This window comes from uncultured Psychroserpens sp. (assembly GCF_947500255.1).
Taxonomy (GTDB): domain Bacteria; phylum Bacteroidota; class Bacteroidia; order Flavobacteriales; family Flavobacteriaceae; genus Psychroserpens.
This window is the reverse complement of the sequence record NZ_CANMRL010000001.1, coordinates 1,371,165-1,391,538: the sequence shown is the minus strand read 5'-3', so window position 1 is coordinate 1,391,538 and position 20,374 is coordinate 1,371,165. Positions and strand designations below refer to the sequence as shown.

At 33.9% G+C, this 20,374-nt stretch carries 23 protein-coding genes; 20 read left to right on the top strand and 3 right to left on the bottom strand.

Going from position 1 to position 20,374, the window contains the following annotated elements; translation table 11 throughout:
• Nucleotides 1–58: 58 nt before the first annotated feature.
• Entirely contained in the window at nt 59–2,101 is a 2,043-nt protein-coding gene (locus Q0783_RS06060) for a GEVED domain-containing protein (RefSeq protein ID WP_298893999.1), read from the bottom strand.
• 226 nt (nt 2,102–2,327) lie between these two features.
• Between Q0783_RS06060 and Q0783_RS06055 the strand changes: the two genes are divergently transcribed.
• From Q0783_RS06055 to Q0783_RS05960, 20 genes are all read left to right on the top strand, one after another.
• Nucleotides 2,328–3,257, top strand: coding sequence for a bifunctional riboflavin kinase/FAD synthetase (locus tag Q0783_RS06055; protein WP_298893997.1), 930 nt, complete (start codon nt 2,328–2,330; stop codon nt 3,255–3,257).
• Nucleotides 3,250–4,572, top strand: coding sequence for an HTTM domain-containing protein (locus Q0783_RS06050; RefSeq protein WP_298893995.1), 1,323 nt, complete (start codon nt 3,250–3,252; stop codon nt 4,570–4,572). The genes Q0783_RS06055 and Q0783_RS06050 overlap by 8 nt, the downstream gene beginning before the upstream one ends.
• Before the next feature lie 41 nt (nt 4,573–4,613).
• Nucleotides 4,614–5,882, top strand: a complete 1,269-nt coding sequence (serS, locus tag Q0783_RS06045) for a serine--tRNA ligase (protein WP_298893993.1) — start codon at nt 4,614–4,616, stop codon at nt 5,880–5,882.
• Nucleotides 5,883–6,290: 408 nt separating this feature from the next.
• The gene (locus Q0783_RS06040; RefSeq protein WP_298893991.1) at nt 6,291–8,066 is read left to right on the top strand and encodes a tetratricopeptide repeat protein; all 1,776 of its coding nucleotides are present in this window, start codon (nt 6,291–6,293) and stop codon (nt 8,064–8,066) included.
• 7 nt (nt 8,067–8,073) lie between these two features.
• Nucleotides 8,074–8,586, top strand: a complete 513-nt coding sequence (locus Q0783_RS06035; RefSeq protein ID WP_298893989.1) for a GNAT family N-acetyltransferase — start codon at nt 8,074–8,076, stop codon at nt 8,584–8,586.
• A gap of 44 nt (nt 8,587–8,630) precedes the next feature.
• On the top strand, nt 8,631–8,954 hold the full coding sequence (locus Q0783_RS06030; RefSeq protein WP_298756244.1) for a DUF4286 family protein: 324 nt from the start codon (nt 8,631–8,633) through the stop codon (nt 8,952–8,954).
• A 1-nt stretch (nt 8,955) separates the two neighbouring features.
• Complete coding sequence (gene rsmA, locus Q0783_RS06025) at nt 8,956–9,747, top strand: 16S rRNA (adenine(1518)-N(6)/adenine(1519)-N(6))-dimethyltransferase RsmA (protein WP_298893987.1); 792 nt, start codon at nt 8,956–8,958, stop codon at nt 9,745–9,747.
• A 14-nt stretch (nt 9,748–9,761) separates the two neighbouring features.
• Nucleotides 9,762–11,132: a magnesium transporter gene (gene mgtE, locus Q0783_RS06020; protein ID WP_298893985.1), complete on the top strand. Its 1,371-nt coding sequence runs from the start codon at nt 9,762–9,764 to the stop codon at nt 11,130–11,132.
• Nucleotides 11,133–11,246: 114 nt separating this feature from the next.
• On the top strand, nt 11,247–11,612 hold the full coding sequence (locus Q0783_RS06015; protein WP_298893983.1) for a cupin domain-containing protein: 366 nt from the start codon (nt 11,247–11,249) through the stop codon (nt 11,610–11,612).
• A 6-nt stretch (nt 11,613–11,618) separates the two neighbouring features.
• On the top strand, nt 11,619–12,554 hold the full coding sequence (locus tag Q0783_RS06010; protein WP_298893981.1) for a 2-hydroxyacid dehydrogenase: 936 nt from the start codon (nt 11,619–11,621) through the stop codon (nt 12,552–12,554).
• 46 nt (nt 12,555–12,600) lie between these two features.
• Nucleotides 12,601–13,011, top strand: coding sequence for a response regulator transcription factor (locus tag Q0783_RS06005; RefSeq protein WP_298893979.1), 411 nt, complete (start codon nt 12,601–12,603; stop codon nt 13,009–13,011).
• Nucleotides 13,012–13,116: 105 nt separating this feature from the next.
• The gene (locus tag Q0783_RS06000; protein ID WP_298893977.1) at nt 13,117–13,623 is read left to right on the top strand and encodes a DUF4199 domain-containing protein; all 507 of its coding nucleotides are present in this window, start codon (nt 13,117–13,119) and stop codon (nt 13,621–13,623) included.
• 10 nt (nt 13,624–13,633) lie between these two features.
• Entirely contained in the window at nt 13,634–14,092 is a 459-nt protein-coding gene (locus Q0783_RS05995) for a DUF1801 domain-containing protein (protein ID WP_298756224.1), read from the top strand.
• The gene (locus tag Q0783_RS05990) at nt 14,093–14,479 is read left to right on the top strand and encodes a VOC family protein (protein WP_298893975.1); all 387 of its coding nucleotides are present in this window, start codon (nt 14,093–14,095) and stop codon (nt 14,477–14,479) included.
• A gap of 52 nt (nt 14,480–14,531) precedes the next feature.
• Nucleotides 14,532–15,077 carry a DUF883 family protein gene (locus tag Q0783_RS05985; RefSeq protein ID WP_298893974.1) on the top strand — a complete coding sequence of 182 codons (546 nt, stop codon included), beginning with the start codon at nt 14,532–14,534 and terminating at the stop codon, nt 15,075–15,077.
• Between the two features lie 55 nt (nt 15,078–15,132).
• On the top strand, nt 15,133–15,633 hold the full coding sequence (locus tag Q0783_RS05980; RefSeq protein ID WP_230934853.1) for a YtxH domain-containing protein: 501 nt from the start codon (nt 15,133–15,135) through the stop codon (nt 15,631–15,633).
• Nucleotides 15,634–15,737: 104 nt separating this feature from the next.
• Complete coding sequence (locus Q0783_RS05975; protein ID WP_298756212.1) at nt 15,738–16,061, top strand: metalloregulator ArsR/SmtB family transcription factor; 324 nt, start codon at nt 15,738–15,740, stop codon at nt 16,059–16,061.
• Between the two features lie 54 nt (nt 16,062–16,115).
• Nucleotides 16,116–16,613 carry a DUF6428 family protein gene (locus Q0783_RS05970; protein ID WP_298893971.1) on the top strand — a complete coding sequence of 166 codons (498 nt, stop codon included), beginning with the start codon at nt 16,116–16,118 and terminating at the stop codon, nt 16,611–16,613.
• An 8-nt stretch (nt 16,614–16,621) separates the two neighbouring features.
• Nucleotides 16,622–17,116, top strand: a complete 495-nt coding sequence (locus Q0783_RS05965) for a GNAT family N-acetyltransferase (protein WP_298893969.1) — start codon at nt 16,622–16,624, stop codon at nt 17,114–17,116.
• Entirely contained in the window at nt 17,116–17,532 is a 417-nt protein-coding gene (locus tag Q0783_RS05960; RefSeq protein ID WP_298893967.1) for an arsenate reductase ArsC, read from the top strand. The genes Q0783_RS05965 and Q0783_RS05960 overlap by 1 nt, the downstream gene beginning before the upstream one ends.
• On the opposite strand, the gene Q0783_RS05955 is transcribed toward Q0783_RS05960, so the two are convergent.
• Together Q0783_RS05955 and Q0783_RS05950 are read right to left on the bottom strand one after the other, a co-directional pair.
• Complete coding sequence (locus Q0783_RS05955) at nt 17,529–18,545, bottom strand: carboxypeptidase-like regulatory domain-containing protein (RefSeq protein ID WP_298893965.1); 1,017 nt, start codon at nt 18,543–18,545, stop codon at nt 17,529–17,531. The genes Q0783_RS05960 and Q0783_RS05955 overlap by 4 nt on opposite strands.
• Nucleotides 18,538–20,370: a lysophospholipid acyltransferase family protein gene (locus Q0783_RS05950; protein ID WP_298893963.1), complete on the bottom strand. Its 1,833-nt coding sequence runs from the start codon at nt 20,368–20,370 to the stop codon at nt 18,538–18,540. Before Q0783_RS05950 ends, Q0783_RS05955 begins: the two co-directional genes overlap by 8 nt.
• Nucleotides 20,371–20,374 lie beyond the last annotated feature (4 nt).

Here is a 20,374-nt window from a genome sequence, read left to right as displayed (position 1 = left end):
AATAAAAAAAGAGAGACAATAAGGTCTCTCTTTTTTTAAATTAATGTGGCTATATGTATTATTCCACAATTATTTTTTTAGTTGTTTTCTTATCACCATCACTTATAGACACTAGATAAACTCCAGAGTGTACATCATTTAGTTTAACAACTTGATTAAAGTTCGAATTACTTGAGTACGTATTATCAAAAATTCTGCGTCCTCTAATATCAAATATATCAACTGATATATCATTTCCAGAGTAAGAACTTAACTTAATCGTAAATTCTCCTTTATTAGGGTTAGGGAAAATTGCAAAATTTTCGAATTCATTTTCTCCTACAGATAACGAAGCCATTACATTAAGTGTATAATCTTCAGTTTCTCCATCATAATTTGTTAAACAAGATTCTGGAAGCCCTGGATCATCTGTATTCACATACTTAGTTGCAACACGCATTGTTGTAGATCCAGTCGCAGCAGTATTAGGAATTGTAATAGATAACGGAGATCCTCCAGATGGTCCATTTGCTACATTAGCTGTAAAACCTAAATCATATTCTTCTCCTGGATCATCAAAACTACAGTTTTGATTCCAGTCAATCCATACTCTAGTCTCTACAGGGAAGTTTCCATCTGTATTTACATTAACGGTAAGGTCATATGATTCTTCTTTATTAACATCAGTAGCATAAGTAGCTGTATAGTCGTCATAACCAGTATTTTTTCCTGTATTTAAATTACTAATCGTTCCAAAAACAACACCTTCATTACTTGTGTTATATGTTGTATTTCCTGAAGAAGGACATAAATCGTCAATAATAGATAATGTAACATCTGCAGTTTTTGTCTGAGTTGCTGATGTTCCAGTAACAGTCATTGTATAATCACCTAAAGCAGCTCCACCTAAATTCTCAACAGTCATTGTAAAAACTCCATCTGTAGACATAGAAGTCGGATTGAATACTACGTTAGAACCTGCTGGGTTTCCAGAAACTGAAAAAGTTGCAGTTTCAGAGAAATCTTGAACCGTACTATAGTTCATCATAAATACAACATCTTCACCAGAACAATCACTTATAGGACTATTAGCTCCCACTATACTAAATCCAGGTGCTGCAGGTGTACAAACACCTGGTTTAAGTTGACTTAATAAGACACTATTTACATATGTACTTACTGTAGTTGTTTGACCAGCACTAAACATATACATACAAGCATCATCTACATAATCCATATAATTCATAGTAAGTGATGGCGTTGCCGTACAACCAGCTTCACTTCCGTTAGCCGGACAACCATAAGTTGGACCTGTTATATTTGGTGTATCTGCTATACCATCATCATTAGCACAACCACCAGCACCTCCCCAAGTGTGATCTAAATTATAAAAGTGACCTAATTCATGCGTTACAGTTCTCCCAAGACCAAAAGTGGTATCAGGAACAACTCCAGAACCAGGGCAACCCGCTCCAGATCCAAAAGCAAATGTATTCATAGTTACGGCTTGACCAGCTGCAATACTTCCTGGATATGGAGAAAACCCTAAAGTTCCTCCTCCAATTGGTCGAACTACAAAATTCATATATCCTGCCCAGTTAGTATCGGCATTATTTCCTCCTCCAAAATTGTAACCAATAGTTACAGCTGGATTTCCTTCAAGTAATTCTGGGTCTAAACCAATAGGATGATTGGATACCGCAATACAAAAAGAAATATTAGCATTACCTGTACTTATACCTGGATAAAATGCACTGGCTGCAGTCCAATTTGAAATATCTGCATTAGTACCAGCGTAGTCGGCATTTAATATATCTATTTGATTTTGTGCCAGTGCTTCTAAACAAGCTCTGTCTGCTTCATTACCGTTAGGAAAGTGAACGGCAACTGGAATAACAACACTGGCTCCACGTTGACTAAACTCTCCTTGTGCCATAACCTCTGCTAATCTAGCTTTAAATATGGCTTGGTTCTTTTCATACTCCTTGACAAACTTGGGATCCTTCATTTGCTCTTCCATGTACTCAACCATACCACAAGTACGTTCTTGGGCATAACTACTAATAGTACATAAAAGCATGAGTATTGCAAAAATTGATTTTAAAGTAAAATTCTTTTTCATTTAGATGATTTTTTTAGTTAAAAGTAAATTTTTGAATAATGACACCAAATCTAGTGAAAATCAACCATAAAACTACTCTGTTTCTTAACAAAATTTTAGGATTTTAACAAAAAAAGTAGGGCTATTTAATAAATATTCAGAAAAATCATATAAAAAAAATGAATATCTTATTCCTTCTTTTTTTATTCATTTTAGGTTTATGGTTATTTTTATCAAAAAATTGATATTGAAATCTCTAGATAAAAATAGTCTGAAAACTAATACTCCTTCTGTCATAACAATCGGCACTTTTGACGGCGTCCACGTTGGTCATCAAAAAATAATCGAACGATTAGTAAAAACTGGACACGATAAACATTTAAAATCTGTTGTGCTTACTTTTTTTCCTCATCCTCGTATGGTATTACAACCTGATTTTAAAATTCAACTATTACACACTATTGATGAACGGCAAAAGACACTTAAAGATTTAGGGTTAGACCATTTGATTATTAAAGAGTTTACTCATGATTTCGCTAATCTTTCTGCCCGTGATTACGTAAAAAAAATCCTCGTAGATGAGCTAAACGCTAAACATATTATTATTGGATATGACCATCATTTTGGAAAAAACAGAACGGCTAATATTAATGACCTTAAAGCTTTTGGTAAAGAATTTGATTTTATTGTAGAAGAAATTTCGGCTCAAGATATAAAAGACGTTGCCGTAAGCTCAACTAAAATAAGACAGGCTTTAGTAGAAGGTGATATTAAGACTGCAAATGCCTATTTAGGATATCCATACTTTATAACTGGAAATGTCATTAAAGGAAAAGGAATTGGCAAAACCTTAAAATTTCCTACTGCAAACATTGATGTTGAGAAAGACTACAAACTCATTCCTAAAAACGGCGTCTATGTTGTAAGTTCTCGAATTGGAAAACAAACTGTTTATGGAATGATGAATATTGGAACAAACCCTACATTTAATGAAAAGAAACAATCTATAGAGGTTCACTTTTTTAATATTGAAGAAGACCTTTACAATACCTCTTTGAAAATAAACATTTTACATCGTCTTAGAAATGAGCAAAAGTTTGAATCTGTAAAAGAGCTTACTAATCAACTTAACTTAGATAAAAAACACGCTCAAGAATTTATCCAAATACATGAATAAGTTTCTGTTTAAACATATAGACAACACTTCACTTATTGTCTTTAGGATGATGTTTGGTGTTTTGATTTTTCTTGAAAGTATTGGTGCTATCTTCACAGGTTGGCTTAAAAGAACACTCATTGAACCAGATTTTACATTTAATTTTATAGGTTTTGATTGGTTACAACCACTTCCTGGACAATGGATGTATGTCTACTATATTATCATGGGACTCTGTGGCATAGGTGTAATGATAGGATACAAATACAGGATAAGTATGTTAGGGTTTGCAGCACTTTGGACTGGAACCTATTTAATGCAAAAATCATCCTATAATAATCACTATTATTTCTTAATGCTTTTGAGTGCTATCATGGTATTTTTACCTGCACATAAGTATGCATCAATCGATGCAAAACAAAATCCTAGTATCAAAAGTATTTCGATGCCTAATTGGTGTCGATGGATTTTTATCATTCAGCTATTTATTTTATACACTTATGCTTCAATAGCAAAGATGTATCCCGATTGGCTTGATTTAAGTGTTCCAAAATTATTAATGGAAAGCAAAAAACATTATGTACTTGTAGGTGAGCTTCTGCAATATAAATTTGTACACTATGGTATTGCATATGGCGGTATTTTATTTGACGGACTCATCATTCCTTTACTCTTGTGGAAACGAACACGTAAAATAGCATTCTTTGCTTCAATCTTTTTTCACCTATTCAATTCATTTATTTTCCAAGTTGGTATTTTCCCGTACTTATCTTTGGCTTTTGCGGTATTCTTTTTCGAACCAGAGCGCATTCAAAAGTTATTTTTAAAGCGTAAAGCTATTTTTAAGGGTAAAAAAATAGACGTTCCAAACTACGCACTTCTCTTTAAAACTATTTTTGTGCTCTATTTTATTGTTCAAATCGCATTGCCTCTAAGACATCATTTTATAAAGGACGATGTGCTTTGGACAGAGGAAGGTCATAGATTATCATGGCGAATGATGTTAAGATCAAAAAGAGCAAACACGAGCTTTAGAGTGGTTGATAAAGCTACAAATGCTGTTATTCCAATTAAACTCAAAGATTATCTTTCTCTAAAACAGATTAGATCGGTAAGTTCAAAGCCAGATGTCATGTGGCAATTTGCACAACGTTTAAAACGTCTTTATGCCGAAAAGGGTATCGATATAGAAGTCTACGTAAGAGCATTTGTTAGTGTTAATGGGAAACCTACAAAGCAACTTATTGATCCAGAAATTGACTTAGCAAACGTGAAATGGAATCATTTTAAGCACCACGATTGGATTTTACCATCAAATCAAGACGAGAATAACTGACAATTCATTAAATTTGGCGTTTCAAAAAACAGAATAATACCATGTTGCAAGTAGCATTTATTAGAGAAAACAGAGCCGATGTCATCAAACGTTTGGAAAAACGAAACTTAGATGCGTCTCAAATGATTGATGATGTAATTACATTAGACGAAGAACGTAGAGAATTACAAACTAAACTAGATAATACACTTGCAGAATCTAATAGTATTTCAAAAGAAATAGGTAACCTCTTTAAATCTGGTAAAGCTGCCGAGGCTAATGTGCTAAAAGAAAAAACTACGCAACTTAAAGAAGATTCTAAAGCTTTAGGAGAACAACTTAACGCAAAAGCTGAAGCTTTAAATAATTTACTTTATAAAATTCCTAATGTACCTCATGAGAGCGTTCCTAATGGAAATTCTGATGAAGACAACGAAGAGATATTTATTGAAGGAGATATTCCTAAACTTCATGATGGTGCTCTACCGCATTGGGAACTTGCAAAAAAGTATGATATTATCGACTTTGAATTAGGGAATAAGATCACTGGTGCAGGTTTCCCTGTTTACAAAGGAAAAGGTGCTAGATTACAACGTGCTTTAATCGCTTATTTTTTAGATAAAAATACAGCCGCTGGTTACACCGAATATCAATTACCTCATTTGGTAAACGAAGCTTCAGGTTTTGGGACAGGACAATTACCAGATAAGGAAGGTCAAATGTATCATGTTGGCGAAGACAATCTGTACTTAATCCCAACTGCTGAAGTACCTGGAACTAATATTTTTAGAGATGAACTTCTTTCTGAAAATGATCTACCTATTGGAATTACGGGCTATACACCTTGCTTCCGCAGGGAAGCAGGAAGCTATGGTGCTCATGTAAGAGGGCTCAATAGGTTGCATCAATTTGATAAAGTTGAAATTATACGTGTCGAACATCCAGACAATTCATATAAGGCCTTTGAAGGAATGATAGATCACGTCAAAAATATTTTAAAAGAACTAAAATTACCTTACCGAATTTTAAGACTTTGTGGTGGAGACGTAACATTCGCTTCTGCTCTAACTTACGATTTTGAGGTCTTTTCTACAGCACAAGACCGATGGCTAGAAATTTCTAGTGTCTCAAATTTTGAAACATTTCAAGCCAATCGTTTAAAATTACGTTTTAAAAATAAAGACGGAAAAACGCAATTATGCCATACACTAAATGGAAGCTCTTTAGCTTTACCAAGAGTTTTAGCTGGTATTTTAGAAAACTATCAAACCAAAGACGGTATCAAAATTCCTGAAGTTCTAATCCCTTATACAGGATTCGATAAAATCTAATTTGTAGGAATTTTACTGTTATTTATCGTTTAAATGCTAAAAAAAGACGTTGTTCAACGATTTTTTGACATTTTTCTTTGTTTTTCAATTAATAATTATGATGTTAGTAATCCAAATAAGAACTAACCTACTTATTATGAAAAACATTAAACGCATCGTACTGCTAGTGACACTTATAGTCATGGCTAGCAAAGTCTTTTTCTAAAATAAAGACCACCAACTTGACCTACAAAAGCCATAGCAGAATATCTGAATCATTTTGTAAAGAATAGATTAATAGCACATTTATTTTGTTGTGAATGCCTGAACTTGCGTTTGGGCATTTTTTTTGCACTTTAACGAATTAATTATAAAAACATTCACAATATCTCGTAATTGCATTTGTTATATTTACATAAATTAATACATATGCGTCGTTTCTTAATCATTCTAACTCTTTGTAGTTGCGGACTCCTATTCGCTCAAAGCGAGCAATTAGCCGACGACTATTTTAAACGTGGTGAGTTTGAAAAAGCGCTCTTATCCTACGAAAAGCTAAACGCCAAGAAGAAGAGCTCTAAGTACATTTACAAAATTGTGGCTACACTTCAACAGCTCGAACGTTATGAAGAAGCAAGAGACATGATCTTACAACGCATGAAAGAGATTAATTATCCTGCACTTCTTGTAGAACTGGGTTATAATTATCAACTCATGGATAGTACAGGTCTTGCCGACAAATATTACAAAGAAGCCATTCTTAAGGTCGAAGAGAAGCCAAGTTACACCTATGGAATTGCCAAAAAATTTGAAGACCATTCGCTGTTAGAACAAGCGCTTCAAGCCTATAAAAAAGGGATGGAAACCAATCCAGACTTTAACTTTAATATGCAAATGGCTCGTATCTATGGAGAGCAAGGTAATATTGAATTGCTCTTTTCAAATTATATCGACTATATCGAAGTTAAACCTAACTTCTTAAGTAATGCTAAACGTGCGTTTAGTGATTTTGTTTCAGAGAACAAAGACAATGAGAATAATCTCATTTTAAGAAAATTACTACTCAAAAAATTACAGTCCAATCCAGAACCATACTGGTATGACATGCTAAGCTGGTTATATATTCAACAAAAGGAATACAATAAAGCCTTTACGCAAGAAAAAGCGCTTTACCGTCGTAGCCAAGAAAGCCTAAGTCGTATTCTCGATCTGGCTTTAGCAACAGTCAAGGAAAAAGAAAATGAAGTCGCCAATTCTATATTTCAGTTTATACTAGATAATTCTCAAGATATAGAGACTAGACTTACAGCTCACCAATATATGTTGGATATAGAAATTGAAAATGCCAATAAAGAGCAACTCGATGCAATCGATGACAAGTTTAACCAACTGTTTGATCAATATGGTAAATACGAACAAACCATCGCCTTACAGATTGCCTACGGAAATTTTATCGCCTTCCATAAACATCAACCAAAGGATGCTAGTGATTTCTTGAAAAAAAGTTTAGAGTTGCAACTATCTGTATTTCAAGAAGCAAAAGTTAAACTGAAATTAGGTGATATTCTTGTATTTCAAGAACGGTTTAATGAAGCCTTAATTTACTATACGCAAATTCAAGCCAACCTAAAAAATAGCACCATTTCCCAAGAGGCCAGATTTAAAGTGGCAAAAACCAGTTATTACAAAGGAGATTTTCAATGGGCAGAATCACAATTAAAAATATTAAAGGCATCTACATCTCAGTTAATCGCTAATGACGCTTTAGATCTTAAGTTATTGATTTCAGACAATAAAGATGAAGACTCATTACAAACGTCATTAAAACTCTACTCGAAAGCAGACTTAATGTCCTTTCAAAATAAAAATGAAGAAGCCATTGCTCTTTTAGATAAAATACTAACCGAGCATAAAGGCGAAACTATAGAAGATCAAGCTCTGTTTATGCAAGCCAAGTTATTTGAAAAAACCAATCAAATTAGTAAGGCAGTTGATAATTATGAATACATTATTACCAATTACAGGGATGAAATTCTAGCAGACGATGCGCATTACTACTTAGCCGAGCTTTACCAGACCAAATTGGATCAGCCCGAAAAAGCCAAAGAGCTTTATGAAAAAATTATTTTTGATCATGAAGACAGCATCTACTTTATTGAAGCCAGAAAACGTTTTAGACGATTACGTGGTGATGCTATAAATTAGATAACCAATGCAAATAGCCGAAACCAATCGCCTTATCCTCACAAAAATCACAACAGATGATGCGCCATTTATTTTAGAATTAATGAACACACCTGGTTGGATCAAATACATTGGTGATCGCAATGTAAAAACTGTAGAACAAGCTGCAACATATATTCAAAATAACCAACTTAAGTGCTATGAAGATTTTGAATTTGGATACTATATTGCCAGAACTAAATCTAAAAACATGACACCTATAGGCTCGTTTGGTTTATTAAAACGTGATACTTTGGATCATGTTGACATTGGCTTTTCGTTACTTCCAGATTATGAAGGCCTAGGCTATGGTTTCGAAGGTGCCAACGCAGTAATGAGGCTCGCTAAAAACACTTTCAATATAAAAACAATAAGCGCCATTACGCTTCCAGAAAATCAACCATCCATACATCTTTTGGAAAAATTAGGCTTATCTTACCAAAAAAGAGTAAAACCCTTTGACAACGACGAAGAACTTCTGTTATTTGTAAAAGATTTATAAAACTCATGATCTGCTTGTGATGCAGAACACATAAATACATGCAAATGATTATATACAACGTCACAATCAATATAGACGATAGTGTTCATGATGAATGGCTACTTTGGATAAAAGAACACATTCCTCAAGTATTAGGAACTGGAAAATTTGATAAAGCCACTTTGACCAAAGTTTTGGTAGAAGAAGAAATGGGCGGACAAACCTATTCTGTACAATATCGTTCTTACTCTCGTGAAGCACTAGACGCATACTATAGAGAAGATGCCGAAAGACTTAGAACCGACGGATTAAAAAAGTTCGCCGATAAAATGCTGGCCTTTAGAACAGAACTTCAAATAGTAGATGAATACACCGTAAATTTTAAATAACGTGGCAAATAACCATCAGGTCAAAGCAAAAAAACACTTAGGTCAACACTTCTTGACTGACGAATCTGTAGCTCAAGATATCGCCAACACCTTAACTTTAGAAGGTTATAAGCATGTGCTTGAAATTGGACCAGGAATGGGTGTTCTCACTAAGTACCTACTGGACAAACCCATCAAAACACATGTTATTGAAATCGATACCGAATCAGTAGATTATTTAAAAGCCAATTACCTCAATTTAGCCAATCGCGTATATGAGCAGGATTTTTTAAAGTATGATCTTACAGAAATTTTCGGTGATGAACCATTTGCCATCATAGGAAACTTTCCTTATAACATTTCAACACAAATTGTTTTTAAAACTTTAGAAATGCGCAACCAAATCCCCGAGTTTTCTGGGATGTTTCAAAAAGAAGTTGCTCAGCGTATTTGCTCTAAAGAAGGTTCCAAAGTCTACGGAATCCTCTCAGTACTCACACAAGCATTCTACGATACCGAATATCTATTTACAGTGCCACCTACTGTTTTTAATCCACCGCCAAAAGTTGACTCTGGTGTATTACGACTTAAACGAAAAGAAAACTTCACCTTGCCAGTCGATGAAAAGCTATTCTTTAGAGTGGTAAAAACAGCGTTTCAGCAACGTAGAAAAACATTACGTAACAGTTTAAAAACATTCAATCTTTCCGATAATTTAAAAGCAAATGTTATATTTGGCAAACGCCCAGAGCAGTTGAGTGTAGATTCTTTTTTAGAACTCACGCAACTCATTGAAAACGATAGTACAAATTAGCAAAACCATCTCGTTTGATCGAAGAGAAAGAAAATATCCAATTTGAGCTTACTCATGAACTCATTGAGCAGGTAGAAATGCTTGTCGCTAATAGCGATGATAAAGCATTAAAACTGCTATTGAATGATTTTCATTATGCTGATGTTGCCGAAATTCTAGATGAACTAGATCTCGAGGATTCTATCTATGTCATTAAATTATTAGATTCTGAAACCACTTCAGATATTCTTACAGAACTTGATGATGATACCAGAGAAAAGGTCCTCGAAAACTTATCGGCCAAAGAAATTGCTGAAGAAGTAGAAGAATTAGATACCGATGATGCTGCAGATATTATTGCCGAATTACCCGAAGAACGTCAAGCCGAGGTTATTTCAAGAATTGAAGATGATGAACATAGGGATGAAATTACAGAACTACTTACCTATGATGACGACACTGCAGGTAGTTTAATGGCAAAAGAGCTTGTTAAGGTTTACGAAACTTGGACAGTTGCAGGATGCTTACGTCGTATTAGAGGACAAGCTAAAGAAGTGACTAGAGTACACTCTATTTATGTCGTTGATAAAGAAGAAAAGCTCATTGGACGCTTATCATTAAAAGATCTAATCGTTGCAAAAAGTGAACAAAAAATAGCTGACATAGCAAAAGAGAATGTAGATTTTGTCAATGTTGCAGATGATGTAGAGGATGTTGCAAAAGTGATGGCTAAATATGATTTAGAAGCCATACCTGTAGTAGATAATCTGCAAACTTTACTTGGTAGAATTACCATTGATGATATTGTCGATGTCTTAAAAGAGGAAGCCGATAAAGATTATCAATTGGCGGCAGGTATTACTCAAGACGTTGAAGCCGATGATAGTATTATAGAACTTACACGAGCCCGTTTACCTTGGTTATTCTTAGGTTTAGTTGGTGGTGTTGGTGCTTTTTTGATTATGGAAGGCTTTCAAAATACATTTGAAAAATATGCTGTATTATTCTTTTTTACACCATTAATTGCGGCAATGGCTGGAAATGTTGGTGTACAGTCTAGTGCAATTATCGTACAAGGTCTTGCTAATGACGATGTTAAAGGCAGTATCAATAGTCGTCTAATAAAAGAAATGTTACTCGCTGCACTCAACGGAACTATTTTAGCACTCTTCTTGTTTTTATTTGTTTGGGCTACCAAAGGCGAATTCTATACGGCTCTTGCTATTTCAGTATCTTTAATTGCTGTTATTATCGTTGCAGGTTTAATTGGTACGTTTGTCCCTTTGTTTTTAGACAAAAGAGGTATTGATCCAGCTATTGCAACAGGTCCATTTATTACTACAAGCAATGATATTTTTGGTATACTTATCTATTTTTGGATTGCTAAATTAATCCTTAACATCTAGGGCGTTACCTTTCAGGTCGTGCTCTCACAAGTCGCTCTCATTGAGGAGCTCCAACAATTGCTCCATCACTAACGCAAAACTTTGTAACTTTAAAGCATAAAACATCTATACCTAATGAAACCCATAAACATCAAAGAAAAACATACACTTTTCTCAAAACAATGGCATCCACATCGTATTGCGACTGTAGACAATATGCAAGTCATACTAGCCAAAATAAAAGGCGAGTTTGTGTGGCATAGTCACGACAATGAAGATGAATTATTTCAAGTTATTAAAGGCACGCTATATATGCAATTTAGAGATCGAACAGAAGTCGTGAAAGAAGGAGAAATGATTGTTGTCCCTAAAGGTGTAGAGCATAATCCATCTACTAAAGATGGTGAAGAAGTACATTTACTCTTGTTCGAAAAACTAGACACTGCGCATACAGGAAATGTTCAAGATGAAAAAACACAAACAGAGTATCCTTGGATATAATTATACATGAAAGTACTTCACTTAGACACCAATCATCTATTACTTTTAGAGCAACTTAATGCTTTAGGTTTTACTAACGATGAAAATTATACAGATTCAAAAAATACTGTCGAGCAATTCATCCATCACTATGACGGTTTAATTATTCGTAGTCGTTTTAAAATTGATGCTCAATTTTTAGACGCAGCAAAAAACTTAAAATTTATTGGTCGTGTTGGTGCAGGACTAGAAAATATTGATACGGATTATGCACAACAAAAAGGGATCAAACTTATTGCTGCTCCCGAAGGTAATCGTAATGCTGTTGGTGAGCATAGCCTGGCCATGCTATTATCCCTTTTTAATAAACTAAATACTGCAGATAAAGAAGTTCGTGATGGTAAATGGAGGCGAGAAGACAATCGCGGCTTAGAGCTCGATGGTAAAACAGTTGGCCTTATTGGCTATGGTAATATGGGTAAAGCCTTTGCCAAAAAGCTTAGAGGTTTTGAGGTTAAAGTACTTTGTTATGACATTAAACACAATGTTGGCGATGATAACGCTACTCAAGTCTCTCTAAAAGAATTGCAGAAACATGCAGATGTATTAAGCCTTCATACACCAGAAACACCTCAAACCATCAATATGGTGAATTCTAAATTCATCGATGCGTTTAAAAAACCTTTCTGGCTCATAAATACAGCACGTGGGAAAAGCGTTGTCACCAAAGATTTGGTAGCTGCCTTAAAATTGGGTAAAATTTTAGGCGCTGGTTTGGATGTATTAGAATATGAGAAGTCCTCTTTTGAAAATTTATTTACGTCTGATATGCCTAAACCTTTCAAGTATCTTATTGCTGCAGAAAATGTTATTCTCACACCACATGTTGCTGGATGGACTTTTGAAAGTAAAGAAAAGTTAGCCCAAACGATTGTTGACAAGATAAAAGCAGAATTTTGCTAAATTTAAAACATAAAACCAACACTAATAATTACCAAAATTCAAACGTGTGAAACGAACCATTCTTGTATTTGGATTGCTCATTCTTGGATTGTTACTGCTGTTTCAGTTTAGTAAATATGCTATTATTTCTGGTGATTTAAAATCAGAATTCACTATTGCTTTGATTGCTGTGGTCTTCTTTTTTGTTGGCGTATACCTCAACAAAAAAAGCCTCCACAAATCTACTAAGGTCTTAAAAGAAATTGATCATAAAAAAATCGAAGCTTTGGATATAAGTAAACGTGAGTATGAAGTGCTCATTGGTATTTCCGAAGGGTTATCTAATAAAGAAATTGGAGATAAACTCTTTGTTTCAGAAAGCACTGTAAAGACACATGTTTCGAATCTGCTATCTAAGTTAAATGCTAAACGTCGCACACAAGCGCTTCAAATAGCAAAAGACATCAACATTATATAAAAATGTAGTATTTTATACTTAAGTATGACCGCTTTGGTACTTTAGTATGAGCCTTTAATGGCATCATTAATCTACTTTTGGGCTATTAATATAAATCAACACATTATGAAAAACACAGTTATTAGATTTGGACTTTATGGTCTTGCGGTTGCCGTTATTTTATTCTTATTGGCATTAGTATTTGGGAAAGGTTTAAGTTATTCCACTCAGGAAATTATAGGTTACACAACAATGGTGGCTTCACTTTCTTTCGTTTTCTTTGGAATAAAACATTATCGCGATCATGTTAATGATGGTATGGTAAGTTTTGGTAAAGCCTTATTAATTGGTGTTCTTATTTCTGCAATGGTTGGTATTGGTATCGGAATTGCTGATTACCTATACACTACAGTTATAAATCCAGATTTTGCTCAAGAGTTTTTAGACACTTCGATTAAAGGTTTAGAGGAAACATATTCTGGAGCAGAATTAGAAGCCAAAAAAAATGAACTTACTCAGCAAATGAATGATTATGGAGGTTCTGGGTTTCTAGCATTTATCATGTTCGCTAGTGTCGTAATTATAGGATTTATCATATCTTTAATTTCTGCATTAATCCTTCAACGTAAATAAAATTAATATTATGCAATACAAAGCAACATCACCTGAAGACTATATTAGTCAGCTACCGGAAGAAAGAAAAGCCCCTATTACGAAATTAAACAATCTTATAAAAAAACACATGCCCAAAGGACTTGAAGCCGGAATGGGATATGGTATGTTAGCATATTACGTTCCAAAATCCATTTATCCAGCGGGTTATCATTGTAAACCATTCCCACCATTACCATTTATTAATTTGGCGTCACAAAAAAACTTTATCGCATTGTACCATTCTGGGATGTATGCAAAGAAAGAATTGTACGACTGGTTTGTATCAGAATATCCAAAACATTCAAAATATAAATTGGATATGGGAAAAAGTTGTATTCGTTTTAAAAAGATAGATGATATTCCATATGATCTCATTGAAGAGCTTTTAGGAAAAATGACTGTTGAAGAGTGGATAGATATTTATGAAACAGCACTAAACAAAAAATAGATGAAAAATAGAGTAACAGGAATAGGAGGTTTATTTTTTAAGTCGAAAGACCCTAAAGCGTCAAAAGATTGGTACAAAAAGCATTTGGGTTTTAATACCGATGACTATGGCTGCACCTTTTGGTGGAAAGATAAAGAAGGTAATGATTGCTCCACACAATGGAGTGCTTTTAAAGACGATACTAAATACTTTGAACCATCTAAAAAAGAGTTTATGTTTAATTATCGTGTTGAAAATTTAAAGGAACTTTTAGTGACTTTAAAAGAAGAAGGGGTCACAATAGTAGGAGAGATGGAAGAATATGACTATGGAAAGTTTGGTTGGATATTAGATAACGAGGGCAATAAAATTGAACTTTGGGAACCAGTAGATCAAGCGTTTAAGTAGAGGTGTAACAAATTGTAATTTTAAACTACTCATAAATAAACAAGTAACAACAATGACCGAAGACAACAACAAAAATCTAGAAGACGACTTAAATAATGAAATTGAATCTACTGAAGATACGGTAAACGAAATAACAGATGCCGCTTCTGATAAAACAAGTGATTTAAAAGATAATGCTACTGACGCTTTTAATAATGCTAAAGAAAAAGCATCAGAATTAGCAGAAGATGCTAAAGAAGTTTTAGGAAATGTAAAGGATAAAGCTACAGAGTTTATTAAGGGAGACGGCAAAGAAATGTTCGATAATGCAAAAGAGAAAGCATCAGAATTAGCAAGCGAAACTGGTGAAAAACTTAGTGCTTTTGCAGATGTTGCCAAAGAAAAAGCGTCTCACCTTGCCGAGGATGCTAAAGAATTTGCTGGAGAAGCAAAAGAAAAGGCAGCTGAATTTATTGATGAAGCTGGCGAAAAGTTAGGTGAATTTGCAGATGTTGCCGAAGATAAATTAGAAGATTTGGCAGAAGATGCTAAAGAAACCTATACAGAAGCTAAGAAAAAAACAAAAGGCTTTTTTCAAAGGTTGTTTGGTAAAAAATAAATCGATTTAGTGCTTTTTTGTTAACTTTATATCATAACCATAAACCAATTATATTATGTCTGACGATAATAAAAGCTTAAGTGACGACCTTAATGACATGTTAGGCGACGCTAAAGAAGGTGCAAAAAAAGCAGCCGATAAAGTAAGTGAAAAAGCAAGCGAATTTGCCGAAGAAGCTAAAGAGAAAGCTAGTGAGTTCGCCGAAGAGGCTAAAGCATCTGCTAAAGAATTTGCTAGTGACGCTAAAGAGGTTCTTAGCGATGGAAAGAATGTCGCTATAATAGCTCATATTACAATCATAGGTTTTATTATAGCAATAGTTATGAATGGAAGCAATAGGACCGAATATGGTTCATTTTATATTAGACAAATGCTAGGCATATGTATTCTTAGTCTAGGAATTTGGGTATTGAGTTTTGTTATGCCTCTTTTAGGATTTCTATCATTAATTACAATTATCCTCTGGGTAATGAGTATAATTGGTGCTTTGAGTGGAGAAAAAAAGCCTGTTTTTTTATTAGGCGAACAATTTCAAGACTGGTTTAAAACATTATAAAATATAGAGGCCGGAATTATTTATTCTGGCTTTTTATTAATTTCTATTATCGTAATATTGCAATATTACGATAATTTACTATCTTTGTACTTAAATAGAATACTATGGGTGTTACTAAACGGTTTATTTATACCGAAAATATTAATGAAATTGCCAATATTGCAAAAGTGTTTGCACATCCTGCTCGCGTCTCTATATTAAAATACATTAGTGAGCAAGAGGGTTGTATTTGCAATGATTTGGTCGATGAAATTGGTTTATCTCAAGCCACTATCTCTCAGCATCTATCTGTTATTGGTGATGCTGGTTTATTAAAAGGTCGATTTGAAGGTAAGAAAAAATGCTACTGTCTTAACTTAGAACGATTTGAAGAATTTCAAATACTATTAAACTCATTTTTTAACAAAACAACATCCAACTGCTGCTAGTCGATAATCGACTTTAATTAGTGCGCTCATAAAAAAACTAAATATTAAATTAAGATGAAAACACAAGAATTATTCTCAATACTGGAACAAAACCAAGACAAGTCATTACTTTTTGAATACATCCCTAATGCTTTTGTTGGTGCAAATTATCATATTACTGAAGTTAAGCATATCACAATCAACTCTGTAGATTGTGGTGCTCAAACTGATAACTGGAACGAAACAATTATTCAGCTATGGGAAAGTCCAAGTGAAATAGATAAAACCAATTTCATGTCTGTTTATAAAGCTTTAGGAATTCTTAATAAGGTTGGAAAGATAAAACCTTATGATTTAAATGCTGAAATCAAATTTGAATACAGTAATAAGACATTTCATACGGCTCAATTATTTGTTAGTGACTTTACAATAGAAAATAATAAACTCATCATCAAGTTATCTGTAGAACAAACAGATTGTAAGGCTAAAGAAGCCTGTGGAGTTCCTGATCAAAAGAAAGAATTAGTAACCAATGATGAACCTTGTTGCTCACCAAGTGGCAATTGCTGCTAAGCTCAACTATGTGTATTGTTCTAAGGGCATTTAGAAAAGATGATTTTCAACAGGTTTTGGATATCTATGGAGATGGTATACGCACTGGAATTGCTACTTTCGAAACCAAATTACCAGATTGGTCATTATGGAATAAAAAATATATTGATCATCCAAGAATTGTAGCTAGCATTGATCAAGACATCGTCGGATTTGCAGTGTTGTCTAAAGTTTCTCAAAGAGAAGTCTATAAAGGTGTTGCAGAAGTAAGCGTATATGTTGCCAAACCAATGCAAGGTAAGCGCATTGGAAAACAACTGCTTTTGCAACTTATAAAAGAAAGTGAATCTAGAGGATTTTGGACATTACAAGCAAGTATTTTTAAAGACAATAAAATTAGCATACATTTACATAAATCTTGCGGATTCAGAGTGATTGGCGTACGCGAGAAAATAGGAAAACTTAATAATAAATGGTTTGACAACGTCCTTTTAGAACGACGAAGTCACCACATAGGAATTTAATGAAAAATATACTCGTTCTCTGCACAGGTAATTCATGTCGAAGCCAAATGGCTCATGGTTATCTCAATACATTTACTCAAGGAAAAGCAAAAATCTATAGTGCTGGAATAGAAACTCATGGCTTAAATCCAGGAGCAGTGTCTATTATGAAAGAAGATCATATTGATATTTCAAATCACACGTCTAATCACGTCGATGAATATGAAAATATTGATTTTGATTATATCATCACTGTTTGTGATCATGCTAATGAAAACTGTCCATATATTCCAAGTAAAAATGCTGTGAGATTACATCACAACTTTTTTGATCCATCAAAAGTTGTTGGAAGTGATTCTGAAAAACATAATGCGTTTCTAAAAGCTAGGAACGAAATTCGATCATATTTCCAAGCCTTTGTCAACGAGAAACTCTAGTTGCTTTCTAATCTGTAATTAGTGGGCAATAAGTCCCCTATTCGATAGCTTCCCATTACACCTCCAAAAAGGAGCTCTGTAATAGGTGAATAATTGCCATAGGCATCAATATAGAAATAAGCGACCCTAGGTTCTAAAACAGATTGATCTTTAAGGTCAAAAAGAATATTGACTTTGGTATTGAGCGTTACCTTCTTGAATGAAGAATCTTTTACATCTTCTATTTTAAAAAATTCCCATTCATTTACCTGAAATTTTTTATGGAAAATATCAAAGCCTTCTTTTCTTAAATTCTTGTCATATAATGAGCGCATAAAATGCTGGACAGACCCCTTAAAGGCTTTCTCCCTATTCTTTTTTGTTTTTCGCTTTTTCCTATTGCTTACATCTTTATAAAATGATGTTCCTGTGTACAATACTGAATGTGTGGAATATTGATCAAGCTTAGGATCTACATAACGAAACGCGATTTCAAAATCTTGAATATCATAAGCAATTTCATATTGTAAGCTTTTATTTTTCACCAAAACAGGCCTTTTAGCACTAACAGTTAATATATTATCTGTCTTATTAAACCTTAATATTAAATCATCTTCATTGAGAATTTTACAGGATTTCGAAAACTCAGAAAAGCCCAGAAATTCTTTTCGAAATAGTTTCAATTTTTGTTTTCGTGTCAAACCGTCGTCTGCATTAACAACCACTTCGTTTAATTGGTTTAACGTTTCCTTCAACTCAACTAAAATAGTAGATGTTGTTCTATAATCTGAAATAATAATAGTCTCATAACCCAAATAAGAAATAATGAGATTGGATTGGATTGCATCAGAAAAGTCGATTGAAAAAACACCTTGATCATCGGTTGTTGTTCCTATGGTTGTATTATCAAAATAGATAGAAACAGCCATCAACGGTTCCTTGGTTTTAAAATCAACTACCCTTCCAGAGAATGTTTGAGAATGAAGTAATGAGGTAACAATAAAAAAGCAAATAAAACCTAGCGCTCTACTCATCATTATTGTTTGAGAATTTGCGTTCCAATTCAGCTTGAAACTCTTCCATAACAGGCTTTACAGTACTTTCGGGAAGATCGGCTATTTTTATGTACATCAAACCATCAACCGAATTATTAAACAAGGGGTCCACATTAAAAGCGACAAGTTTTGCATTTTGCTTAATATATTTTTTGAGTAAGACTGGTAATCGTAACGCACCTGGTTCAACCTCATCAATTATTTTATCAAATTTATTTAAATCGGCTTCTGCCTCATCAAATACAAAATCTTTATCTGCGTCTTTAAGTTTTACTTTAAACTCTTTCTTAGGGTGTACATATTGTGCTACATAAGGATCGTAGTAATGTGATTTCATAAACTCTATCATCAGTGATTTTGAGAAATTAGAGAATTGATTACTAATACTTACTCCTCCAATTAAGTACTTATGTTCTGGGTATCTTAACGTGGTATGCACAATCCCTTTCCATAGTAAAAATAATGGCATTGGTTTTTGTTGGTATTGCTTTATAATGAAAGCTCTGCCCATTTCAATAGATTCGCTCATCATTTTATACAATTCGGGCTCAAATCTAAAGAGGTCTTGAAGATAAAACCCATCAATCCCATAACGTGCATAAATTTTAGAGCCTAAGCCCATCCTGTATGCTCCTGCTAATTGTTTGGCTTCTGTATCCCATAAAAACATATGGTGATAGTAAGTATCAAAACTATCTAAATCAATTGCTTCGTTAGTTCCTTCTCCAATAGCTCTAAAGGTAATCTCACGTAATCGACCTATTTCGTGAAGTATATTAGGAATTCGTTCTGCATCTGTTAGATATACTTCGTAATTTTTACTCACCAACAACCTACAATCTTCTTCACGTAAAGCGTCAACTTCGGCCGCCATTTTTTCTGTACTTACAGATCCAACGATTCGTTTTGGTGGCTTTGCAGGTGGTTTAAGTGTATTAGATAAATTATCTAAAATCTTTGGTTTCTTATCAAAAGCATTTGATAACATGTATGTCTTTCGTCTTATAAATTCTGAAAAATCCGAGAGTGTCTCGTGTTCTTCTTGATCTTTAACCGAAATAGGTTTCCCTATTCTAACTTTTATAATTCTGTTCTTCTGTGTTAATAATTCCGAAGGTAATTTTGCCGTTCTAAACGTATCACTAACCTTTGATAACTTATAAAATAGTTTACTGTTTTTGGCATGGAAATAAATTGGAACTACAGGTACTTCAGCCTTTTTTATGAGTTTCATAGCGGCTTCTTCCCAAGGTTTATCAACAACTAGTTTTCCATCTTTATAGGTCGAAACTTCTCCCGCCGGAAACACACCTAAGGGATGACCTTCCCTTAAATGCAGAATCGCATTCTTAAAACCAGCAATACTTGACTTCACATCCTTTCGGTCTTCAAAAGGATTTACAGGCATAATATAAGGTTTTAAGGGTTCTATACGATGCAATAAGAAATTGGCTATAATCTTAAAATCTTGACGCTGTTCTATCATGAGTTTAAGTAGTAAAATGCCATCTATACCTCCAAGTGGATGATTAGACACAGTGATATAAGCGCCATCTTTGGGAAGTCGTTTTAAATCTTCTTCTGGGATTTCAAATTTAATCTGAAAATCATCTAAAATAGCATCTAAAAATTCACCATCACTCAAGTGTTTATTTCTCTTGTAAATTCTATTAAGCGTCGATATTTTTAAGACCTTCATCAACAACCATCCAAAGAACGTACCTACAAATCCGTACTTATCTACTTTAATTGCTTTCGCAACTTCTTTGGCGGTTACCAATCCTATATCTTGTTGTTTACTCATGAGT